The organism is Stieleria varia (genome assembly GCF_038443385.1).
Lineage (GTDB): Bacteria > Planctomycetota > Planctomycetia > Pirellulales > Pirellulaceae > Stieleria > Stieleria varia.
The window spans coordinates 1,650,848-1,670,647 of record NZ_CP151726.1; the positions used below are offsets into that span (position 1 = coordinate 1,650,848).

Annotated in this window: 16 protein-coding genes; 9 read left to right on the forward strand and 7 right to left on the reverse strand. The window is 54.6% G+C overall.

The window, feature by feature from the left end; genetic code table 11:
• Positions 1 to 20: 20 nt before the first annotated feature.
• The gene (locus tag Pla52nx_RS05780) at positions 21 to 1,490 is read left to right on the forward strand and encodes a DUF1254 domain-containing protein (protein WP_146519592.1); all 1,470 of its coding nucleotides are present in this window, start codon (positions 21 to 23) and stop codon (positions 1,488 to 1,490) included.
• Positions 1,491 to 2,105: 615 nt separating this feature from the next.
• On the opposite strand, the gene Pla52nx_RS05785 is transcribed toward Pla52nx_RS05780, so the two are convergent.
• The 3 genes from Pla52nx_RS05785 to Pla52nx_RS05795 form a co-directional block, all read right to left on the reverse strand.
• Complete coding sequence (locus Pla52nx_RS05785; protein WP_146519593.1) at positions 2,106 to 2,303, reverse strand: hypothetical protein; 198 nt, start codon at positions 2,301 to 2,303, stop codon at positions 2,106 to 2,108.
• An 85-nt stretch (positions 2,304 to 2,388) separates the two neighbouring features.
• Positions 2,389 to 2,616 (reverse strand): hypothetical protein, encoded by a 228-nt coding sequence (locus Pla52nx_RS05790; protein WP_146519594.1) that lies wholly within the window; start codon positions 2,614 to 2,616, stop codon positions 2,389 to 2,391.
• Positions 2,617 to 2,674: 58 nt separating this feature from the next.
• Positions 2,675 to 3,640: an AraC family transcriptional regulator gene (locus tag Pla52nx_RS05795; protein WP_146519595.1), complete on the reverse strand. Its 966-nt coding sequence runs from the start codon at positions 3,638 to 3,640 to the stop codon at positions 2,675 to 2,677.
• A 227-nt stretch (positions 3,641 to 3,867) separates the two neighbouring features.
• Between Pla52nx_RS05795 and Pla52nx_RS05800 the strand changes: the two genes are divergently transcribed.
• From Pla52nx_RS05800 to Pla52nx_RS05815, 4 genes are all read left to right on the forward strand, one after another.
• Positions 3,868 to 5,388, forward strand: a complete 1,521-nt coding sequence (locus Pla52nx_RS05800; protein WP_197454518.1) for an arylsulfatase — start codon at positions 3,868 to 3,870, stop codon at positions 5,386 to 5,388.
• A 90-nt stretch (positions 5,389 to 5,478) separates the two neighbouring features.
• Positions 5,479 to 7,029: an arylsulfatase gene (locus tag Pla52nx_RS05805; protein WP_146519597.1), complete on the forward strand. Its 1,551-nt coding sequence runs from the start codon at positions 5,479 to 5,481 to the stop codon at positions 7,027 to 7,029.
• A 176-nt stretch (positions 7,030 to 7,205) separates the two neighbouring features.
• Positions 7,206 to 8,783 (forward strand): ISKra4 family transposase, encoded by a 1,578-nt coding sequence (locus Pla52nx_RS05810; RefSeq protein ID WP_197455184.1) that lies wholly within the window; start codon positions 7,206 to 7,208, stop codon positions 8,781 to 8,783.
• 213 nt (positions 8,784 to 8,996) lie between these two features.
• Positions 8,997 to 9,599 carry a hypothetical protein gene (locus tag Pla52nx_RS05815; RefSeq protein WP_146517957.1) on the forward strand — a complete coding sequence of 201 codons (603 nt, stop codon included), beginning with the start codon at positions 8,997 to 8,999 and terminating at the stop codon, positions 9,597 to 9,599.
• A 476-nt stretch (positions 9,600 to 10,075) separates the two neighbouring features.
• Here Pla52nx_RS05815 and Pla52nx_RS05820 read toward each other — a convergent pair whose 3' ends face one another.
• Genes Pla52nx_RS05820 through Pla52nx_RS05835 form a run of 4 tightly spaced genes read right to left on the reverse strand, consistent with a single transcriptional unit; the run spans position 10,076 to position 17,117 of the window.
• Positions 10,076 to 12,880 carry a protein kinase domain-containing protein gene (locus tag Pla52nx_RS05820; protein ID WP_146517958.1) on the reverse strand — a complete coding sequence of 935 codons (2,805 nt, stop codon included), beginning with the start codon at positions 12,878 to 12,880 and terminating at the stop codon, positions 10,076 to 10,078.
• Positions 12,877 to 13,476: an RNA polymerase sigma factor gene (locus Pla52nx_RS05825; RefSeq protein ID WP_146517959.1), complete on the reverse strand. Its 600-nt coding sequence runs from the start codon at positions 13,474 to 13,476 to the stop codon at positions 12,877 to 12,879. Before Pla52nx_RS05825 ends, Pla52nx_RS05820 begins: the two co-directional genes overlap by 4 nt.
• A 57-nt stretch (positions 13,477 to 13,533) precedes the next feature.
• Positions 13,534 to 16,734 carry a M56 family metallopeptidase gene (locus Pla52nx_RS05830; RefSeq protein WP_146517960.1) on the reverse strand — a complete coding sequence of 1,067 codons (3,201 nt, stop codon included), beginning with the start codon at positions 16,732 to 16,734 and terminating at the stop codon, positions 13,534 to 13,536.
• A complete protein-coding gene (locus Pla52nx_RS05835) occupies positions 16,731 to 17,117 on the reverse strand; it encodes a BlaI/MecI/CopY family transcriptional regulator (RefSeq protein WP_146517961.1) in 387 nt (128 codons plus the stop codon). The genes Pla52nx_RS05830 and Pla52nx_RS05835 overlap by 4 nt, the downstream gene beginning before the upstream one ends.
• A 103-nt stretch (positions 17,118 to 17,220) precedes the next feature.
• On the opposite strand from Pla52nx_RS05835, the gene Pla52nx_RS05840 reads away from it, so the two are divergent.
• Genes Pla52nx_RS05840 through Pla52nx_RS05855 form a run of 4 tightly spaced genes read left to right on the forward strand, consistent with a single transcriptional unit; the run spans position 17,221 to position 19,783 of the window.
• Positions 17,221 to 17,547, forward strand: coding sequence for a hypothetical protein (locus Pla52nx_RS05840; protein WP_146517962.1), 327 nt, complete (start codon positions 17,221 to 17,223; stop codon positions 17,545 to 17,547).
• Positions 17,548 to 17,581: 34 nt separating this feature from the next.
• Complete coding sequence (locus tag Pla52nx_RS05845) at positions 17,582 to 18,358, forward strand: hypothetical protein (protein ID WP_146517963.1); 777 nt, start codon at positions 17,582 to 17,584, stop codon at positions 18,356 to 18,358.
• A gap of 5 nt (positions 18,359 to 18,363) precedes the next feature.
• Positions 18,364 to 19,344, forward strand: coding sequence for an imm11 family protein (locus tag Pla52nx_RS05850; RefSeq protein ID WP_146517964.1), 981 nt, complete (start codon positions 18,364 to 18,366; stop codon positions 19,342 to 19,344).
• Between the two features lie 25 nt (positions 19,345 to 19,369).
• A complete protein-coding gene (locus tag Pla52nx_RS05855) occupies positions 19,370 to 19,783 on the forward strand; it encodes an SUKH-3 domain-containing protein (protein WP_146517965.1) in 414 nt (137 codons plus the stop codon).
• Positions 19,784 to 19,800 lie beyond the last annotated feature (17 nt).

The window sequence follows — 19,800 nt, forward strand, 5'->3', positions numbered from 1 at the left end:
AAAATCAAACGATCCTAACCATGATGAAAAGACATTTATACCGAGCCTCCGTACTCGCAGCCTTGGCACTTGCCTTGACTGGTTGCGACAAGAAGAGCGATGCGATTTCTGAGGCAAAGAAAGCCGACAATGCAGCGGTCATCGACGCCCCTTCCATCGAGCAGGTTAAAGCCATCGCCGAGGAAGGTTTCGTTTACGGTCTGCCCATCGTGATGAATTACGCGGTCATGTATGAGTACTCGGTGGACAAGGAATCGGGGCAGTACAAGGCGCCGTTCAACCAGATCCACAACGAGGCCCGCGTCTTTACCTATGAAGACACGGCCGTCGTGACACCAAACAGCGACACCCCGTATTCGATCCTGTGGCTCGATCTTCGTGCCGAACCCATCGTGCTCTCGGTCCCTCCGGTGGAAAAGGATCGTTATTTCTCGGTGATGCTTTGCGATGGCAACACGTTCAATTACGGATACATGGGCAGCCGGTCCACCGGCAACGAACCCGGCGACTACCTAGTGGTCGGGCCGAACTGGAAGGGTGAGACTCCCGCCGGGATCAAAAAGGTATTCCATTCCTCCACGGAGTTTTCGGCCGTGGCCTATCGGACTCAGCTCTTCAATCCGCAGGACATGCCCAATGTGGTCAAGGTACAGTCGGGCTACGGCGTTCAGCCGCTGTCGGCATTCCTGAAGCAGCCCGCGCCGCCTGCCGTGCCGCAGATCGACTTCCCGAAGATCGACAAGGAAATGGTGAAGACGGGCTTCTTTGACTACCTCGACTTTGCCCTCCGGTTCGCGCCTGCCGGGCCTGAGGAAAAGGAAATCCGTGCCAAGCTCGCCAGCATCGGCATCGGCCCGGGCAAGACCTTCGACTTCAAGGATCTCTCCAAGGAACACAAAGCTGCCGTCCTGCTCGGCATGAAGGACGCGACGGACAAGGTAGAGAAGGCCGTTGAAGGCATCGGCAAGACAATTAACGGATGGGGAGTCTACACGGCCTTCGGCGACCGCGCCTTTTTCAACGGCGACTGGCTCCTCCGTGCAGCGGCCGCGAAGATCGGGATCTACGGCAACGATGCTGAGGAAGCGATGTATCCGAAATGCCGACAGGATGCCGACGGCGAAGCTCTTGATACCAGCAAGCACAGCTACACGCTGACCTTCGCCAAGGATCAGTTCCCGCCGGTCAACGCCTTCTGGTCGGTCACCATGTATGACGGCAAGAGCCAGCTTCTGATCAAGAACCCAATCAACCGCTACCTGATCAACTCGCCGATGATCCCGAACATGAAGAAGAACGATGATGGCTCCCTCACCATCTACATCCAGAAGGACAGCCCTGGCCCCGACAAGGAGGCCAACTGGCTGCCAGCACCCGACGGCCCGCCCTACCTGATCCTTCGCATGTATAGGCCCAAGACCGAAGCGCCTTCAATCCTGCCCGCCGGTGATGGAAGCTGGCAGCCCCCGGGCATCGTGAAGGCGATCTAATCCACTCGTCGATTTTCAACCATAGGTGCCGACCGTCCATCGGTCGGCGCTTGCATTCGACGTAGACTCCGTTGCCAAACTCAACCAGAGCAATGCGGCACTTGGGTCTTGATGTGACTATAAGTTCCGAAGTTCCTTTCACTGGCGGGACGGGAACTTCCCACTTCACCCAGATTATCTTGCCATTCGTGCTTGGCGAGGGACTTGAAGCTTATTAGGTACACCATCGTGCCGGACCTTCTAACACCTACCCACTCGCTGAGTTCGCAACTTGTCGCTTCCTGCCGAGTCGGACCAGCGAAAAAAGAAATCCCGAGTGAGTCGGAAAGGGAATTACCCAAAGTCGTTAACCCGGCGGTTTTCATAACCCAGAGACTCTGAGAGTATTTGTCTCTGATTGGCCCCCAGAGAGGGGCCGTTTTGGCGAGAGTCGCGGACGGGAATCGGGTCTCTGGAGATTGTTCGGGCCGAGCGTCCACGGACGAGCGACCGATCTTTGCGATCGCCGTTCTTGCTCAGAATCCCTGACAACAACTTAAACATCCGTGACTCAATCCCTACTGTTAAACCCGACACCCCTGCCTATAGAAACAAGCTCGATCAGTTGCGAACCAATTAGTCCGCACCCGGTGGCATGAGCTTGTTGAAACGAAGACCACGCTTCGGTTGAGAGGCGGCTGCCTTGGACGCCAGATGCTTGTCAGCAGCGATCTGCTCGGTCAGCTTATGCTGCTCGACGCTACCGGCATCTCCCGATGCCTTAGCGGGTGCCTTGGCACTCTCGCGAATCGTTTCTTGCAGGTTGTCTGACATACTGGAAACCCTCTTCGAGTGAATAAGAAACTCGATAGCCTCTTCCAGTACTAACTATGCAATTTGTCCGAACGACGTCCCAAAATTATTTGCGTCGGTTCTGCTGGACGTCCTTAAGACTCAAGCGTTTTGGGGATATTTCGCGTGTTGACTCCGTTCCAAATAAAATTGCTCCCTGCATCGAAGCCGCAACGGCGGAACCGACGAGGCAGTCGAACCAGTGGTTGTCCGGCTGCTCCGGTCGCTGCTTCCACTCGTCGACGCTTCGGCCACGGGCTTCCGTCTTGACGAAGTACTCACGTCGGTAGAACATTTAGTTTTGTAGACGTCTTACCAATGTTCAGTAGTGACTACAGGTTGGTTCCTCAATATCACGATCCTCTGCGAAGCGTCTCTGAAGGATATTCCCCAAAAATTTGAAAGTATCGTCCCGCGAATCTTCCAATATCAAAGAAGCCGAACTTCATAGCGACAGCGGCAACGGTCGTACTGTGTGGAGTGCTATTCATCAGCACCCGACGAGCGAGATGGTGCCGATGGTTTAGGAGATAAGTTTTCGGAGTTAGTCCAAGCTGCTCCTGAAATGTCGCGAGAAGCGTGCGCTGACTGACTCCGAGCATAGTGGCTATTTCGGGCACCGACGACTCCCATGCACTCGTGTCATTGACCAACTCGATCGCTCGGCAAATCAACGCTTTGCGATTTACTTCTGACTTGAGTTCAATTGGACGTGTTGAGCTAGTTCGTTCTTCGAACAGCTCGCGGAATACAAATAGAAGGTTCGCCTGTATCGTTTCTGCGACGCAATCCGAACATGTGTCAGAACTTCTACTCGTGGCCGCGGGGAATGCTGCATCCAAGGCTGATCTAATCCGGTGGATAAGTCGGCCATCGACTTCGATCACTCCAGCCGAACCTAGCTCCGTTGGGATCTTATCGGGAACGGCAAGGCAGATGCTTGGTATGTAGACGGTATACCATTCGACGGGCCCTCGACCAGAAAAACGGAACTCGGATCGCGGCGGTAAGACAGCGATCGAGCCATCTACCAGAAGTTTCCCATTGAGAGGTACGGGGGCTCCGGATCGCAGAAAATAGAATGCCCAGCCTTCGGGTTTGACGGCGCCTTGCGTCAGTAAGCCGCTACCCTCAATTCCATGTTGTAATCGCAGCGACCCAATTTCCCGCTGCTGGATTGACCAGCACCTCTCGTACGGATGCAGCAGCCGGACATCTAGATCCGCATCATGGATGGCCTCAGCGTAGGCTTCAAAATTGGTGAAGGTGGTCGTCACGGTCGCTTTGGCATGCTGAAGTTGAAAGTTTAACCGAGCCATGGGAGGGTGCCCAGCAAGGAAATTTTACCAGATTTTCTTGATTTTGCGAATTCTACGTAGAGCTTCCGGTCCAATTGGTTACGCTCCACAGGTTTAGCCCAGAAGTCTTCTTGTCCGGCACCCCGGTCTTTTCAGGAACGACTCATCTTCCACTGGAGACACGAATGAGAATCCATTTGCCTTCCCACATCCTTTTGCTGACGGCCGCGGTGGTGGCTTCCGTGGCAATGGTACCCGCGGTTCAAGCTCAAACTGCAAAGCAACCTAATGTGCTCGTCATTTGGGGCGACGACATTGGCACCGAGAACATCAGTTACCACAACCGCGGCATGATGGGCTTCAAGACGCCGAGCATCGATCGTATAGCGAAAGAGGGCGTGTTTTTTACTGACTACTATGGGCAGCAAAGTTGCACAGCGGGTCGAGCGGCCTTCATCAATGGCTCTTGCCCCGTTCGTACCGGCATGACCAAGGTCGGCATACCCGGCGCACCTGAAGGGTGGCAAAAGACAGACGTCACCATGGCCACGGTCATGAAGAGCCTCGGCTACGCCACTGGTCAGTTCGGTAAGAATCACCAAGGGGATCGAGACGAGCATCTGCCCACGATGCATGGCTTCGATGAATTCCTCGGCAATCTCTACCACCTCAACGCCGAAGAAGAACCAGAAAACGAGGATTACCCGGGCGACATGGTGTTGCCTGGAGGAAAGACATTCAAAGACGTCTTTGGCCCTCGCGGTGTGCTGCGTTGTAAAGCCGACGGCAACGGTGGCCAAACAATCGAAGATACAGGACCGTTGACCAAGCAACGGATGGAAACCATCGATGAGGAAACTCTGGCCGCCGCCAAGGAGTTCATCACTCGCCAGACCAAGTCCGGAAAGCCGTTCTTCTGCTGGTGGAATGGCACCCGCATGCACTTTCGAACTCACGTCAAGAAAGAGAATCGTCACAAAGGCAATGACGAATACACCGACGGAATGATCGAGCACGATATGCACGTCGGCGAGCTTCTCAAGCTGCTGGATGATCTCGGAATCGCAGATAACACCATCGTCCAGTACTCGACCGACAACGGTCCGCACTACAACACTTGGCCCGATGCGGGAACGACTCCTTTTCGCAGCGAAAAGAATTCGAACTGGGAAGGCGCCTACCGCGTTCCTTGCTTCGTTAGGTGGCCCGGCAAATTCCCAGCTGGCGAAGTACGCAACGGCATCGTCTCGCACGAAGACTGGTTGCCTACATTCGCCGCCGCCGGTGGCAACACAGAGATCGTGGAGCAGCTGAAAAAGGGAGTCGAGCTCAACGGCCGCACTTATAAGAACTTTATCGATGGCGCTAACCAACTGGACTACATCAACGGCAAATCCGCCGAGTCACCACGACCCAATTTCATGTATGTGAATGACGACGGCCAAATCGTTGCCATGCGATATAATGATTGGAAAGCAGTCTTTCTCGAAAACCGCGGCCAGGCATTCGAAGTTTGGCGGGAGCCCTTTACCGAGCTACGCGTGCCGCTGTTGTTCAACCTTCGCCGCGATCCTTACGAAAAGGCTCAGCACAATTCGAATACATACAACGATTGGTTCCTCGATCGCGTTTACATCCTCGCACCCATGCAACGAGTTGCTGGACAGTTCCTCATGACGATGAAGGACTATCCGCCCAGCCAGACGCCTGGATCCTTCAACCTGGAAGGCATCCAGAAGAAGATCGAAGCCACCATGGGTGGCAGGTAATATCCGCGAACGATCAATGGGCCGTCGCCAGTTTCGGCAACGGCCCATCAGTCAGAAGCTCTCGAATCAAAGTTCCAATTTGCACATTATATGAAAAATAAGAACGTACTCCTCGCCATTCTCTTTGCTGCCATCGCAGTGACGTCCGTCCAGGCACAGGACAAGAAACCCAACATCCTCGTCATTTTCCCAGATGATGTGGGGTGGCAGAATATCAGCGCCTACGGCCACGGCACGATGGGCTACCGGACGCCTCACATCGACCGCATCGCTCGTGAGGGAGTCATGTTCACGGATCATTACGCCCAGCCGTCCTGCACCGCCGGACGTGCCGCTTTCATTACCGGCCAGTATCCCATCCGCAGCGGCATGACCACCGTCGGTCGACCCGGCGCGGCACTCGGATTAAAGCCGGAATCTCCGACTCTGGCAGAAGTGCTCAAACCGTTGGGTTACGCCACCGGACAGTTCGGCAAGAACCACCTTGGCGACCGCAACGAGCACCTGCCGACCGTGCATGGATTCGATGAGTTCTTCGGCAATCTCTATCACCTCAACACCCAGGAAGAATTCGAGCAGGTGGACTATCCAAAGGACCCGGAGTTCTTCAAGAAATACGGCACGCGCGGCGTGCTGCATAGCTATGCCACCGATGTCGATGACCCAACAGTCGATCCCCGCTTCGGCAAGGTCGGCAAACAAAAGATCGAAGACACCGGACAACTTGGCAGAGAGCGGATGAAGACGATGGATGAGACATTCATGGCTACCAGCCTCGACTTCATGAAACGCTCGCAGGAGGCGGACAAGCCGTTCTTCGTGTGGTTCAATACCTGCCGCATGCACATGTATACGCGGCTGAGCGACGAGAGTCGCTACCTTGCCCAACCCTATACAACCGAGCACGATTTCTATGGCAGCGGTTTGATCGAACACGACATGCAGATTGGCAAGCTGCTCGACAGCATGCAAGAGATGGGCGTGCTGGACAATACCATCATCGTTTACACCACCGACAACGGCCCGGAGCACAGCGCCCGTCTCCATGGCGGCACTACGCCTTTCCGCGGCGAAAAAATGACGACCTACGAGGGTGGCGTGCGCGTCCCGATGATGGTGCGCTGGCCCCGCCATATTCCCGCAGGTCAAGTGCTCAGCGGCATCCAATCCCACATGGACATCTTCACCACGCTCGCCGCAGCAGCGGGCGCACCCGACGTCGTGGCCAAGATGCGGACCGAGCGAAAGCAGTACATCGACGGCGTTAACAATCTCGACTACTGGCTTGGGAAGACCGAGGAAAGTGCCCGAGACAGCTTTATCTATTACCACGAGTCCACGGTTCGGGCGATCCGCTACAAGCAGTGGAAGCTGAACTTCGAAACCAGCGAGAACTACTACGATCCTTACGTGAAGCAGAAGTTCCCAGTCATTTTCAACCTCCGCATGGATCCCTTCGAAAGCTTCGACGGTCTAACCGACCGCTCCGACATCGTTCAGGCCAAGCAGTGGCTGAACGAACCGGTGCAGGAGATCCTCGGCGAGCATATCCAGTCACTCACCGAATTTCCTCCGGCTCAGAAAGCCGCAACCTTCGACTTCAGCGAGATCATGAAGTCGTTGCAATCCGGAAAACAGTAGCTGCGAATATTAAGCGACGAGTAAACGGCCAATCGCCATCTTTCGTCCTCGATGAGTGTGACCGGCAACCCGCGAGGCTTCTGCGGAGCATTGCGGAATCTGGGTAAACAAAAAGCGGCCAACCTGCCATGATTTGGGTTCTAACTTCCAGGTATCAAAGGCAGGAGGCCGCTGAAATGAGCGTCGAACATTCAAGCGATATTGACAACCCCACTTCGTCTTCTTTTCCGCAGTCGCCCGAGCAAATCGCCGAGAAACTGCAGCAGTGCGGCGACACCATCCGAGAACACGTCGTCAATGCTTCTAAATGCGGCCAGTCTTTCGATGAAACCGAGCGTGCCGTGTGGAATCTTGTCTTGAAAACCGGCTTTCTGGCGATGGAGCTCTTCACCAAACTCCAAGGCAAGGGGGACCTTGGTGATCAAGCGGTCAGCGAATCAGGCAAAACACTGCGACGCAGCGAGAAACCGACCGACACGGTGGTTCGGTCGATTTTCGGTGAACACGCCTTTCAACAGTACACCTACAGCCCGGGAAAGAACAAGAGAATCGAACTGCATCCGATCAGCGCCCGCATGCAACTGCCGGAGCACCGCTGGTCGTACCTGCTCCAAGAGTTCTCCCAAATGTTCTGCGTCGAATCCGCATTCAACCAGGCCGCTGATAATCTCGAACTCGTTTTCGGAGCGAAATTCTCGATCGACACGCTCGAACAGACCAGCCAGAGAATGGGGGTCCAGGCCGATGCCTTTCTGGACGACTTGCCCACGCCCAAAAAGAAGGATGAAGCCGAGCTTCTCGTCGCTTCGGCCGACTGCAAGGGCGTTCCCTTGATCAAAGACGATGCCGCCAAAGTGGCTGCTTTTGAGACAGCAAAGAAACGGCCCGGAAACCGTCGCATGGCAACGGTCACGAGTGCTTACACCGTCGATCCCTATGTTCGCACAGCCGAGCAAATTGTCGCTGCCTTGTTCCGTGATGACAAAGAACCCGGCACGCAATCACGCAAGAGCAAAAAGAAACGACCGCGGCCAAAGCACAAGCATACATCGGCTCACTTTCCCGCGACCTTCGTGGACGACGATACGGAGGTTCCCATCAGCGGTATCCACGAGGGGATCGCATGGCTCGCAGATCAAGTCAGTGTCCGCCGAAAGAAACTCCAAGTGATCATTCTGTTAATGGACGGTCAGCAGAGCCTCTGGGAAGTCGCGCAGTTACACTTAGGCGACGATCCATTAGTGGTGCCAATCTTGGACATCATTCACGTAGCGACTTACGTGTGGGAGGCTTCGTCATTGTTCGAGAAATCCAGCGAAAAGCGAGCAGCGTTTACGCGGGAGCGATTGCTGAAAATCCTGCGTGGTGAGGTCAACGGGGTGATCCGAGGGCTACGTCGAATGGGTTCGCTTGGGAAACTCAAGGGCGATAAACTCAAAGACCTTCGACGCATCTGTGGTTACTTCGAGAAACACAAGGATCGGATGCGTTACGACGAATATCTTGCTGCAGGCTACCCGATTGCCTCGGGTGTGATCGAAGGCGCGTGCGGGCACTTGGTAAAGGACCGCATGGAACGAAGCGGGATGCGTTGGACGCTGGAAGCTGCACGGAGCATGCTCAACGTGCGGGCGGTATTTCAGAGTGACTACTGGGATAAATTCTGCAAACAGCGAGTCACGGAGTTGAGCGAGAGCACCCATCCAAACCGTAACATGGTCTGCCACTACACTCCGCTTACCATGGCATGTTAACCGGCGGGTTGCCGGTCACACTCGTCCTCGATGTCAATCCTCAACTGACGCCAATATGATTTTTGGAGTCTGTGATTTATGAACTCCAGGCGCAAACCGAAACTCCTCGCAGTAGCAATCCTTTTCGCGGTGTTTTGCACGAATGCCTTCGCGCAGCAAGTGCCGTTGCCCAAGACAGCGGCGGACGTGCTTGGCCCGCCCGGCGGCACCTTGATGACCAAGGAATACGTCCAGGCAGTCGGCCGCATGGCGTACATCTGGGGCTGGCCGCTGGTCAACCTGGGAAATCGCAGCGTCGCGTTCAGCAGTTTCAAGCAGCCCGTGTCCTTATTTTTTTCTTTCAACGTCGAGCACTCGTCAAAGAATTACCTAATCATGAACTTTCGAAGAGCTTGTAAGAACATAGGCAACGGAGTTGCTATGCTCAGTCTCGCCAAGGCAACAACTTCGGTTTTGAACCATAGAGGCAGCGCTTTCACAGAATCGATCCCTGTGACGCATTTTGGAATCTGGATCGCACTCGCGATCGTTGGGGCAGCACCCGTGTATGGCCAAGTTGCGGACAAAATCTTTCGCGGCGGCAACATCGTAACAGTCAACGACGCAGAGCCGATTGCGGAAACAGTAGCAATTGAAGATCGAAAGATCTTGGCTGTTGGCTCCAATGATGAAATCGTGAAACACCAGGCCACAGAAACGGAAGTAGTCGATTTGGCTGGCCGTGCGTTGCTTCCTGGATTCATCGATGGCCAGGGTCATTGCTTTGCAACAGGTATTCAAGCTGCCTCGGCAAACTTGCTCGCTCCCCCAGATTAAGCAAACGTTCTGTCACAACTTGAATCAAACGAAACTGCCTTCAATCCCCCGGAGCTCGACGAAAAGGGGAAGCGAAACGCTGCTCGGATGATGCAGGAGATGGAATGTGACGTTCAATTTTGGTGGATTCGGCCTTCGCGCAACTCAAGATCGACGGGATTGGAAGGAAGGTTCCAATGTACAACCGCGTGGCAATATGGATGAAAATCAAGCCCCTCCTGGCCGACAGAAGTTGATGCCAAGACAAATGGCCAGAATGGGGAATCGAAAGCGGATCGAACCTGTGAACGCATCAGCCTGAGATTTCGTCGTGCGGAGCGATAGAGCTCCTGCGACTTCCTGAACAATCTGTTTGGCGAACTGTAGGCTCGGCTTGCCAGGCAATCCGATTGCACGATCGGTTCGTCGATCGACATCGCTCACGACAGTAGCTCAACAAGTTGGAAGAGTTTTCGCCAAATACTTGGACTGATTATTCATTCATCGGCTACCCCCGATTTTGACGCATTCTTGTGACCTTTTCTCAGTAGTCCTTCCATCGCTTCGTCTATCTCTGCCGTGTCATAGCCGCCCTCACCGTAATATGGCATATGCAACGGAGGATGCAGCATGCCATCGGCGTCGATGATGCAAGCTGTTGGATAGCCTTCGATGCCCCAATCGAGTTGAAGTGGGCCATTGAGCGGTTGTGAAATGACCGTCCAATTGATGTCGCCACGTTTCGCCGCTGCGTGCAGGTGCGTTTGATCGGCATTGCTCATAATTCCAACAACTCGCATCGGAGCTTGTTTGTACTTGGCTACCAACTGACGCATCGGTGCGTACATGTCGCCATAGTCATCATTCACACTCTGCGCGAACATCAAAACTACGTGCTTGCCGCGAAGCTCGCTCAAACGAAACGGCTTGCCATCGATATCGAATGCCTCGAGTTCAGGAGCGGGTTGGCCTATGATGACCTTGTTGATCGCATGCGAAAGTCGTTGGGCCGCAGTGCCGCCGGTGCCATAGTGCTTAACACTTACATCGGAATAGAGTTTGGCGAGTCGTCCCAACTTTTCGTTCAGGTCGCGACGCAACTGATTGAAGTCCGTGTTCTCCAGCAACTTGAGGCGTTGTTCAAACTCGTCACGCAGCGTCGGCGGTGCCTCTTTCATCCGATCCTGGACGGCAGCACGAACCTTTGGCATTTGCGACTCGACCATCAGTGCCTCTTTGCCAAAATTAATCTGGGCAATCAGTGCCTCGGCTTGCGTCTTCCGAAAGGGACTCCTTTCCACGAGAGCTTGCAGAAGCTCGTCCGCTTGCGGCACGAAAGGACCACCGCCCAGCGTTGCGATAATGGATTCCAAATCTTCTCGTTGAAGATAGTGTTGAATCACTCGCTTGACAGCTTCCCTGCGTCCTTTGCCAGCGGGCGAGTTCGCACCAGCTACGCTGCGTGCCATGCCGCAAACTTGCACCAACGCCTTCAGCCCCTCGTCGGTGCCGCGGTACGTCTCCTCCATTGCCAAGTATTTCGAAGGCATGATATGGCGCGGGTCCATTTCCTCGTAAACGCGATCGAGTTCGACTTCGTCGACCGCGTCTTCGGATGCTTGGTGATAGGCGGACTCGAGCTGGTTGTACTCCGCCTCCAACTCTGAGAGAGCTTTTTCCGCAGGAGAGAGTTCGCGTGGTGGCTCGTCCACTTGAGAATGATCTGCCGACTCACTTTGTTCGCCGATTACTCGCCTCTCGGAAAGCTGATACAGTTCGCTAAACTCGGAACCGGAGTCCTCAGGCGTCCTGACAACATGGACGATCTCAACTGCTCCTCGAGTAAGCGTAAGGATGTCATCCTCGACGTAAACTCCGTCAACTTCACCATCGATTTCGACAATATACTTTCCTGCAGAAATTCGAATTGAGTTCTCTCCTTTAACAATGATCATCTGCTTGACGGCTTTCTCGTCCTGCACAATTCGTATGGGAACATCGTCAACTTCGGATTCAATCGTCAACGTTCCTTTATTCAATTCCAGCACAATCAATATTCCCGCAAAGAACAGAGCAACGCCACCGGCTGCCGCAGCGATGTATTTTGCGATCGGAGGGCGGCGAGTCCTATTTGGCGCTAGGGCAGTGACTGCCTCAGGCAATTGAACCGCTGCCGGTTGCTGCACATGAGCCAAACAGCCTTCCAGCAACTCGGCAACCTGAGCCGTTGATTCGATGCGGTCTTCGGGTCGCTTGGCCATCAGGCGCTCGATAATGTGGCCGAGCCATTCAGGGACGTCGGAGTTCACGTCACACACTGGAGTTGGATTGTCGTTGGCGATGCGATGTAACACTCCGTATGTCGTCTCGGCACGGAACGGCGATCGGCCAGCGCACATGGCGTACAACACGCTGCCGAGCGAGAACAGATCGCTGCGGGCGTCGATCGGCTCGCCGCGTGTTTGTTCAGGCGACATGTACTGCGGCGTGCCTGCAATCACGCCACTGCGTGTCATCGATGCATCATCGACAGCTCGTGCCAATCCAAAGTCGGTGATTGTGACCCGCTCGACACCCTCTTCGAGCAGAATGTTCGCGGGCTTGATGTCGCGATGCACCAGGCCTTGCTCATGAGCAGCGGCAAGTCCCGCCGCGATTTGTGCTCCTATGCGCAGCACGTCTTTCAGCGGCAATGGCCCCTGTGAATCGATTCGCTTTTGTAACGAAGCTCCGCGCACGTACGGCATTACCAGATAGGGATTCGCATCCTCGCTGGCGACACTGTGAATGGCAATGACATTGGGATGAAGGACCGCAGCGGCCGCTTTCGCTTCGCGAGCGAATCGCTTACGAGCCGAACCGCTGCTGGCCAAATGCGGCGACATGACCTTCACGGCCACGATGCGATCCAGCGAACGGTCTTGCGCCTTAAGCACAACACCCATGCCGCCAGCACCGACAACTCCGGTGACTTCGTAGCCGCCGATGCGACCCAGCGATTCTGGATCGTCGGTCGGCGCGAGCGTATCGAGCACTTGGTGGATTCGCTGTGACCCTTTAATTGCCTCTTCTTGGCGGCCTTCTGAATCTTCAGACGATTCGCGCAAGGCTCCACTTCCAAAAAACTGCTTGGCTTCGTTCCAAGCATCCGCGTCCGCCGCTGCGTCTTCGAGTCGCTCACGACACACGACGCAATCATTCAGGTGCAGCTGCAATTCGGACTCCTCCTTGGAACTCAGTTGTCCGCGCAGGAAGGTGAGCAGATGGTCGGGAGTGGCACAATGTTGTTGGGTCTGTGTCATTGGTCTTGTTCTCCAAGTTCAGAGATGACTACGCGCAGTCGAAACATAATGCGACTGCGCGCGGTGTAGATCGCTCCGACGCTCTTGCCAAGCTCGGCGGCGATTTGTTCAGTCGATAGGTCGCCAGTGAGCGACAATTCAAACGCCTGCCAGGAATCGGGACGGAATTCGACTCTCACCCTTTCAGCCGCTCGCAAATAAATTTCGCGACGCAGTTCGGTCTCAATCAATGCCGTCGTTTCCCCATCGCGATCGACGGCCTCACGAAAAAGTTCTTCGACGGAGGAGCCACCCACAGCCTGATCCCTGGGCCGCCGCGTCAGGGCATTGAGAATCGCGTTCTTCGTCACACGGCTCAGCCAATGCCGAAACCGAGTCGACTCGTCCCGCTTTTCCCAATCGCCGATCGCGCTGGCCACCGCCATCAGAACTTGTTGCGACAAATCCTGAGCGTCCGCGTACTGCAGCCCCCGCCCCCGAGCGATCCGGACGATCACAGGCCGGTAAATCCGAGTGAACATCTCCCATGCCTCACGATTGGCAGGATCTTGGACCTGCACCAGTAGACTGTCGCGTGTTTCTGGAAATTCGCTCAAGAAAATGGTCTCCTACGAGGACTAACACAGCCCGAGACACATTCTGTCAGAAAGTTCTTAATCACTTAGGCGAGTCGCTCCAGGACTCGCAGCAGCCACCGCCGACGACCGAACTCCCGCAGCGTGCTCGATTTCGACGTGCAGTCTCAGCTTGGCGTCAGCGTTCAACTTCGCAAGCCATTCTGTTGACAGCGGTTTGTCGGGATAAAGTTGCCCGAGTAGCTTTGCGTGGTCGCGTGCGATCGGCGCATAGTGCGGGGAGTCCAGCGGCACCCGCTGCATCGCGATGGACGTTGCGACGAATCGTTTGCTGGGGTCTTTCACGGCTCGGTCGTCGGTGATTTGGCGATAGATCGACCAGTGCTGATTTTTTTCTCCGAACTCGCGTTCAAAGGTCGCCGTCGTGTCTTCGATCGCTTTCATGTCGCCCTGATCAACGTGAGCCATCGCCAGTGAAGCGAGCGCGGCCTCTCGCATGAGCGGTGAAGGCGATGACTCCATGCGGCGAAGGAACTCCATGTCGCCACTCTCGCGAGCTCGGTAGGCCACCCGCGACACGAATGAAGGACTCATCCAATTGCGATCCAGCTTGAGGAACAGCTCGTAGCACAAGTCCCGTTCCCCAGAGCTGTACGCCGTCAGTGCCGACACGGCCAAAAACCGACGATAGTCCCAGATTGATTCCGAGGATTTGGATTTAATCGCAGACTCTTTGTCATAGGCTAGCTTGACATGTTTTCGCAGACGCTCCACCGCATCGGTGTGTCCTGCCGCTGCCAGCTTCGTCACGATCCATTTCGATCCATTGATGTTGCGATCGTCAAGCAACTTTTCGACATGGCTTTCTATTTGATCGATGTGACCTTGCTCGATTAGTAGGTCGATGGATTGACTCAATCTCGGCAGAAGCTCTCGATTTAGGTAGGGAACGTCATCTGGAGAAATTGTTGGCTTGGAAACTCGCTGTAAATGAAGGCTTAGAAATTCGGGCAAATTGCGTTCGATGTCGCGAACGGTGGCCTCGTCATGCTGCTGGGCAAACCGCTCGTAAAACGGTGTCAGTTGTCCTACGATCCGATCGAAAATCTCCTGATGATCGGCCAGTCCGTCACCAAACCCAACCAAGTCGGCAAGTCGAGAGAGCGATGCCAGTTTGACGGTTTCATCCTCGACCAAATCAACGATGGAAAACGCTTGCTCGATACGATTCTGTTTGTGCAACTCGGTGATGGAATACAAAACCGGATGCCGGTCTGCGCCGCTGAGGTCCATGGCCATAAATTCCCCCATGACCAACAACGGAATGCGCGTCGAAAGTTCAACGGCCAGTTCATAGTGTTTTCCGTTTGCCGCATAGAGCGCCAACTGTTTCTCATAGGGAGCCCGGTTGTCATCCGCGAGCTTCGCAACCTTGGTTCGGAATCCTGGCAACCGCTGTTCGAAAGTACCCCATGACATCAACGCATACTTGTGCATCGCCATGTCCAGGACTCTTACCTCAGCGGCGAGGTCATCGGGCCGAGACTTCGCAATCTCGCCACCAAATCGCCAGATTTTGTCCGGCTGATGGAGTCGATAGTAGCCGTACGCCAATTCGTGCTCGCAAGTCTTCAGAACTTTCGCGTCCGTTAATCGTCGCCAGAAAGCCTCGGCGTGATCGCCATGGCCACTTAATGCGACTCGCTCAACCGCCTTGTTCGCTATGCTCGGCCGCGTTCCTTCTGGCTGGGACTCAAGGAAGCCGATGGCTTGGTCAATTTGCCCCTTGGAAAGGTAGTAGGTCAAGATTGCGTTGCGAACATAGCCTTGTCCAGACGGATATTCCTTGGGCTCGTTCAGACGATCCAGCACCCCCATGGCAAAGTCGAGTCGGTCGTGCTCCAGTGCGGTCTCACAGATCTCCGCCACCACCCTGTAGTAGAACTTCGGCTCGAGTTTACCTTCGCGAGATTTTCCAAGCGGAGCCTTGGACAACCAGTCGAGTGCTTCGTCGTACTCACCTGCTTCGGCCATCTCCCTCGCAAGCTGACTCAGCCGCCCCCATTCCTCCAGTTCCACCGCACGAGTCATCCAGGCTCGCAGCTTGTCGGCATCTTTCGCTTTTGTTTCTTGAGCTGTCGAGTTGCCGGCATCCGCGACAAGAAAACAACCGACGCCAGTAACAAAGGCCAAAATGGCCGTGCTTGTCAGCGGGCCAATGCCGGTTGCTTTCGAACGCGATCCGACTATGCGAGCGATTCGATTGCTTAACGATCCTGAACCGGCGGACATGGCGAGTGTCATCGGCGCAGATGGTCCACGTGCTTCTTCCAGCCATACCAACAGTCGTGCGTAGCGAACTCTATCGCCAGTCATTAGGATAGCAATGTCGTCACAGCAGCTCTCGCGCTCAACACGCATCAAGTGCGCAGTCCACCACACCGCAGGATGATAGAAGAACACGGTCTCCATCAGCACTTGAAACACATTGACCACATAGTCGTATCGGCGAACATGAGCCAGCTCATGAGCTATGACGGCTTCGAGTTGTTCGCTCGACAGACCGCTGATCGCGCTGGCGGGCAACAGCACGAGCGGCTTGAGCCAGCCGATCACCGTGGGCACGTCGACCAGCGACGACTGAGCGACTTCGATGGCGCGACGAATACCAAGTTGCTGAGCAACTCGCGAGGCAATAGTCTCGATCGGCTCCGCAACTGGTAATCGACCGGAAACCCGCAGCGTTCGTATCGCTCGCCAACCGACGAGGAGCCGGATCGACAACACTGCGATTCCGATCAGCCAAACGGCAACGATGGCGTTCATCCATTCTTGAATGAAGTTGGGCAGTGCGGTTGTTATCAGCCGATGGGCGTTAGCCCCGGTTGCCGGCATAGGAACGACTGCCAACTCGATTTGGCTGGTTGGTATGACTTTGTGCTGGCCGTCCCGTGAGTCTGTCAGATTGATAGCGGAAGGATCGCGCCCTGCCGGCGAGGCTGGATAGACGTCTTCCAGCTCACGTTCAATCGCATTGTTGGCAACGAACTCAGCCGATACAGTCGCACCCGTTCCAACGACAAACAACGTCATCGCAGGTACGACTACCATCGCCATCATCGCGATCAGCATCAACGCGTAACGCACGTGCGAAGAACGCCGTCGAACTAACCCCAACGTAACGGCGAGAAACGCAGCAATGATGGCGAACTGCCAAACCGAATGGACCAATGTCCAGCCAACTCGTTGAGCAAGGTCCGAAACAAGTTCCATGTTCATGCCCCTTCCTCCAACTGGTCCAGCATATCGCGGATCTCGCGTAGTTCCTCAGTCGTCGCCTTCTTCGACGACAATGCGTGCAGCATCAACGCCGCCGCCGAGCCATCGTAAACCTTGTCAATCAAGTCGCTCAGCATCCGTTTTTGCGTCCGTTGCTGCAGCGCCGCTGTTCGATAAACCTGCGGTTTGGCGTCGTCATCACGCTTGAGCAATCCCTTTTCCATCATCACCCACAGCATTTTAACCGTCGTCGAATAGGTCGTCTGTTTGAACTCCTGAAGCGAATCGTGAATGTGCCGAGCAATGCTCGGTCCGTCATTCCACAGGATTCTCAGGATCTGCAGCTCGACCTCGGTCGGCTGCGAAGAAGCATGACGTGCCATGAACCAACCTCTCGAAAAACGATCTTCGGGAACTTTTGTGACGAACGAATTCGCCACAAAGCCACATCGTAGCGAACGAATTCGTCATGTCAAGAAGATTTAAGTGCAAATCAACACGGCTTGCTTCCGTCAGGGCTCGCACCGGCATAGCGACCACCGGCAGCTATTAGGCGACATGCTGTGCGATCATGTGAGCGTGGGCATCGGTCTTATCGACAAAGCGTTTCATGCCATTGTCGGTGTGGACTCGACCTTGGCGAAGCGTCGCGTGAATGAAGCGATTTCCCAGTCGATTGCCCTCGCGGGTGCTGCCGTAGTCGCGACCGTTGCTCGTGCTCGCGACCAGTGGATTATAGACGATCTTCTTGCAGTAGCCGCTGTAGCCAACTCCGTGTTGCTTGCCGTGAACTTCGATGGGAAAGCTATGTAATCTGAAACGGAGTCTAGATAGTGCACAGACAGAAGTGCTCGCAATTGAACACTTTGTCCTCGATGAGGAGAAAGCAGCGAGCTTTTCCGCTGCGATCTTCCGAATTGCTGAACTTCCGGCAGAAGTATTTGTCACCGAAGAGTTCGTCGAGCGTGCTTTTGCGTTCCAACTCAACGGGTTCGATTTTGTAAAGGCTTGGCCCGTCGAACCGGGTGTGATTTGGCGGCAGAACTCACTGCGTACGAATTCAGACAGAAAGCGGCCTGCAATACCTGGAGGTACTGTCAGCAACTACGTCATCAATGCAAGAGAACCTTTGGATGAGGAGCTGCTGTCGCAACTTAATGAAAGTATTGCGGAGGGAGCAAGTTTCATTCGATGTGCAAAATCCGATCGACCCATGGACATCGTTGTCAGAATTGAAGGCTGGCTAGTCGAGAACCGTTCAACACTTACACTCAATAATGAAACGGACGAAGAAGAACGAGATGCGATTGTCACCATGCTCGGAGCGCTGTATGGCAAGCAGTTTTGTGAGAGCTTTGGATGGACTTGGTCGATCGTGGATCGCAGCGATATCGAAGGCAGTACACTCGCAATCCAGGATCCATCGGGAGACTATGGCATTTTCCCGTTGCTCCATTTGGAACAATTATTCGTTCATCCATCGAGTTCGCCGAAGTTGCAATTGTGCTTCGACATGGTGCAGATGAATTCTTATGCCCAGCACGTAACGCGGAACACAAACGGGAGCTTTGTTGATTTAATAGGGGCTCTGCACGCAATTGTCCCGCCTGATGATGGAAAATGATGACCATGAACGTTTACGAATTGACCTATTTCGCGGACGATCCACGATTCAGTGGCTTTGAGTTCCCCGAGGACGCTCCTTCACTGATTGGTCGCGAATCGATTTCCAAAGACTTCGATGTTGAGCCACCTGGCAAGTTCGATTGGATGCCTGCTTCTCTGGCGAATGTTTGGGTTCCGCAAATAGTTGTTGGGGGAGTCCAGCCGTACAACGACTACCCTCGCGTGGGCATGTTGCCTGCCTTCAGTCGTCGCGCCGTCGATGCGTTGCGAGTCGAGCTTGAAGCGAACGGCGAGATCTTGCCTGTGCAATCGAAGACGGGTGATTACTTCGTTTACAACGTGCTGACGAAGTCGTTGGCGTTGGATGTAGATAAATCAGAAATCACTTTCGGGCCTCCTAACATCAGTAAAGAGACCGCTTTTATGGTCGATCGCTTTGAGTTTGACGAGACCAAGCTAGTCGAACATGCAATCTTTCGAATTCGCGAGTATCCCCAGGTCGTGTTGGTCACTGAGCAATTCAAACGCAAGGCGGACCAAGCGCAGTTAAACGGATTGAACTTCGTTCCGGTGTTCCCGATACCCGAAGGGCAGAATTGGGACGACATGGAAAGGGCTCGATGGCGAGCGAGAAGGAAGTCGGTTGAACCACTGCGAGGCCACTGCCTGACGATTGTGTTGCCGACCGCTAAGCGCAAAGCGACGGAGGATGAGAAGGTCGCAGCACGAAGAGTCCTCCACTCGCTTGAAAGCGTCTTGGCGGGCCACGTGGAAAGCATGGATCGCGGATTCATTGGATCGGTCGACGAGACGAGCGAGCGTAGGGGCGAACTGCTACTCTATGTCACTTGTCCTGACGTCGACGATCTGATCGAAAACCTTCGGCCGTGGGTTGCCGAAGTTGACTGGCCGAAACCGCTGAAGCTAGAAAAACTGTACTGCAGCCGATTCGATGTTCACGCAGAATGGGAACCGGTTGATTGATTTCCTAGCGTGAGAGAGCTTTCAAATGAAAGTGATTCAATTACCGGATGAGTTAGCGGCGAGATTAAAAGTGCTGGGCTGGGAAGGTGCGGCAACGATCGATGTCACAGCGTGCGAGAAGAAACTGCAGCACGCGTATGGGCTGAAGATTTCGGAGGTTGCACGTGAGTTCCTGCTGCTGTTTGGCGGATTGGCCATCAGCGACAATAACAACGTGACGGTCCATTTGACTCCGGCGAAGATTCGAACCAGGGAACGTCGCGGTCACCTTTCGTGGAGTAACAAGTCGCTCTACCCGATCGGTATACTTCGTGATTCGACCGTGATCCTGATGAATCCTGACGGTGTGACGTTCTCTTTTTGGGATTACTTGTCACCGTTCGCGGACACGCCGGTCGCGACTCTGCAGAGATTCACTCAGTCGATTTATCCGATTTGATTTGCACCACTTGATCC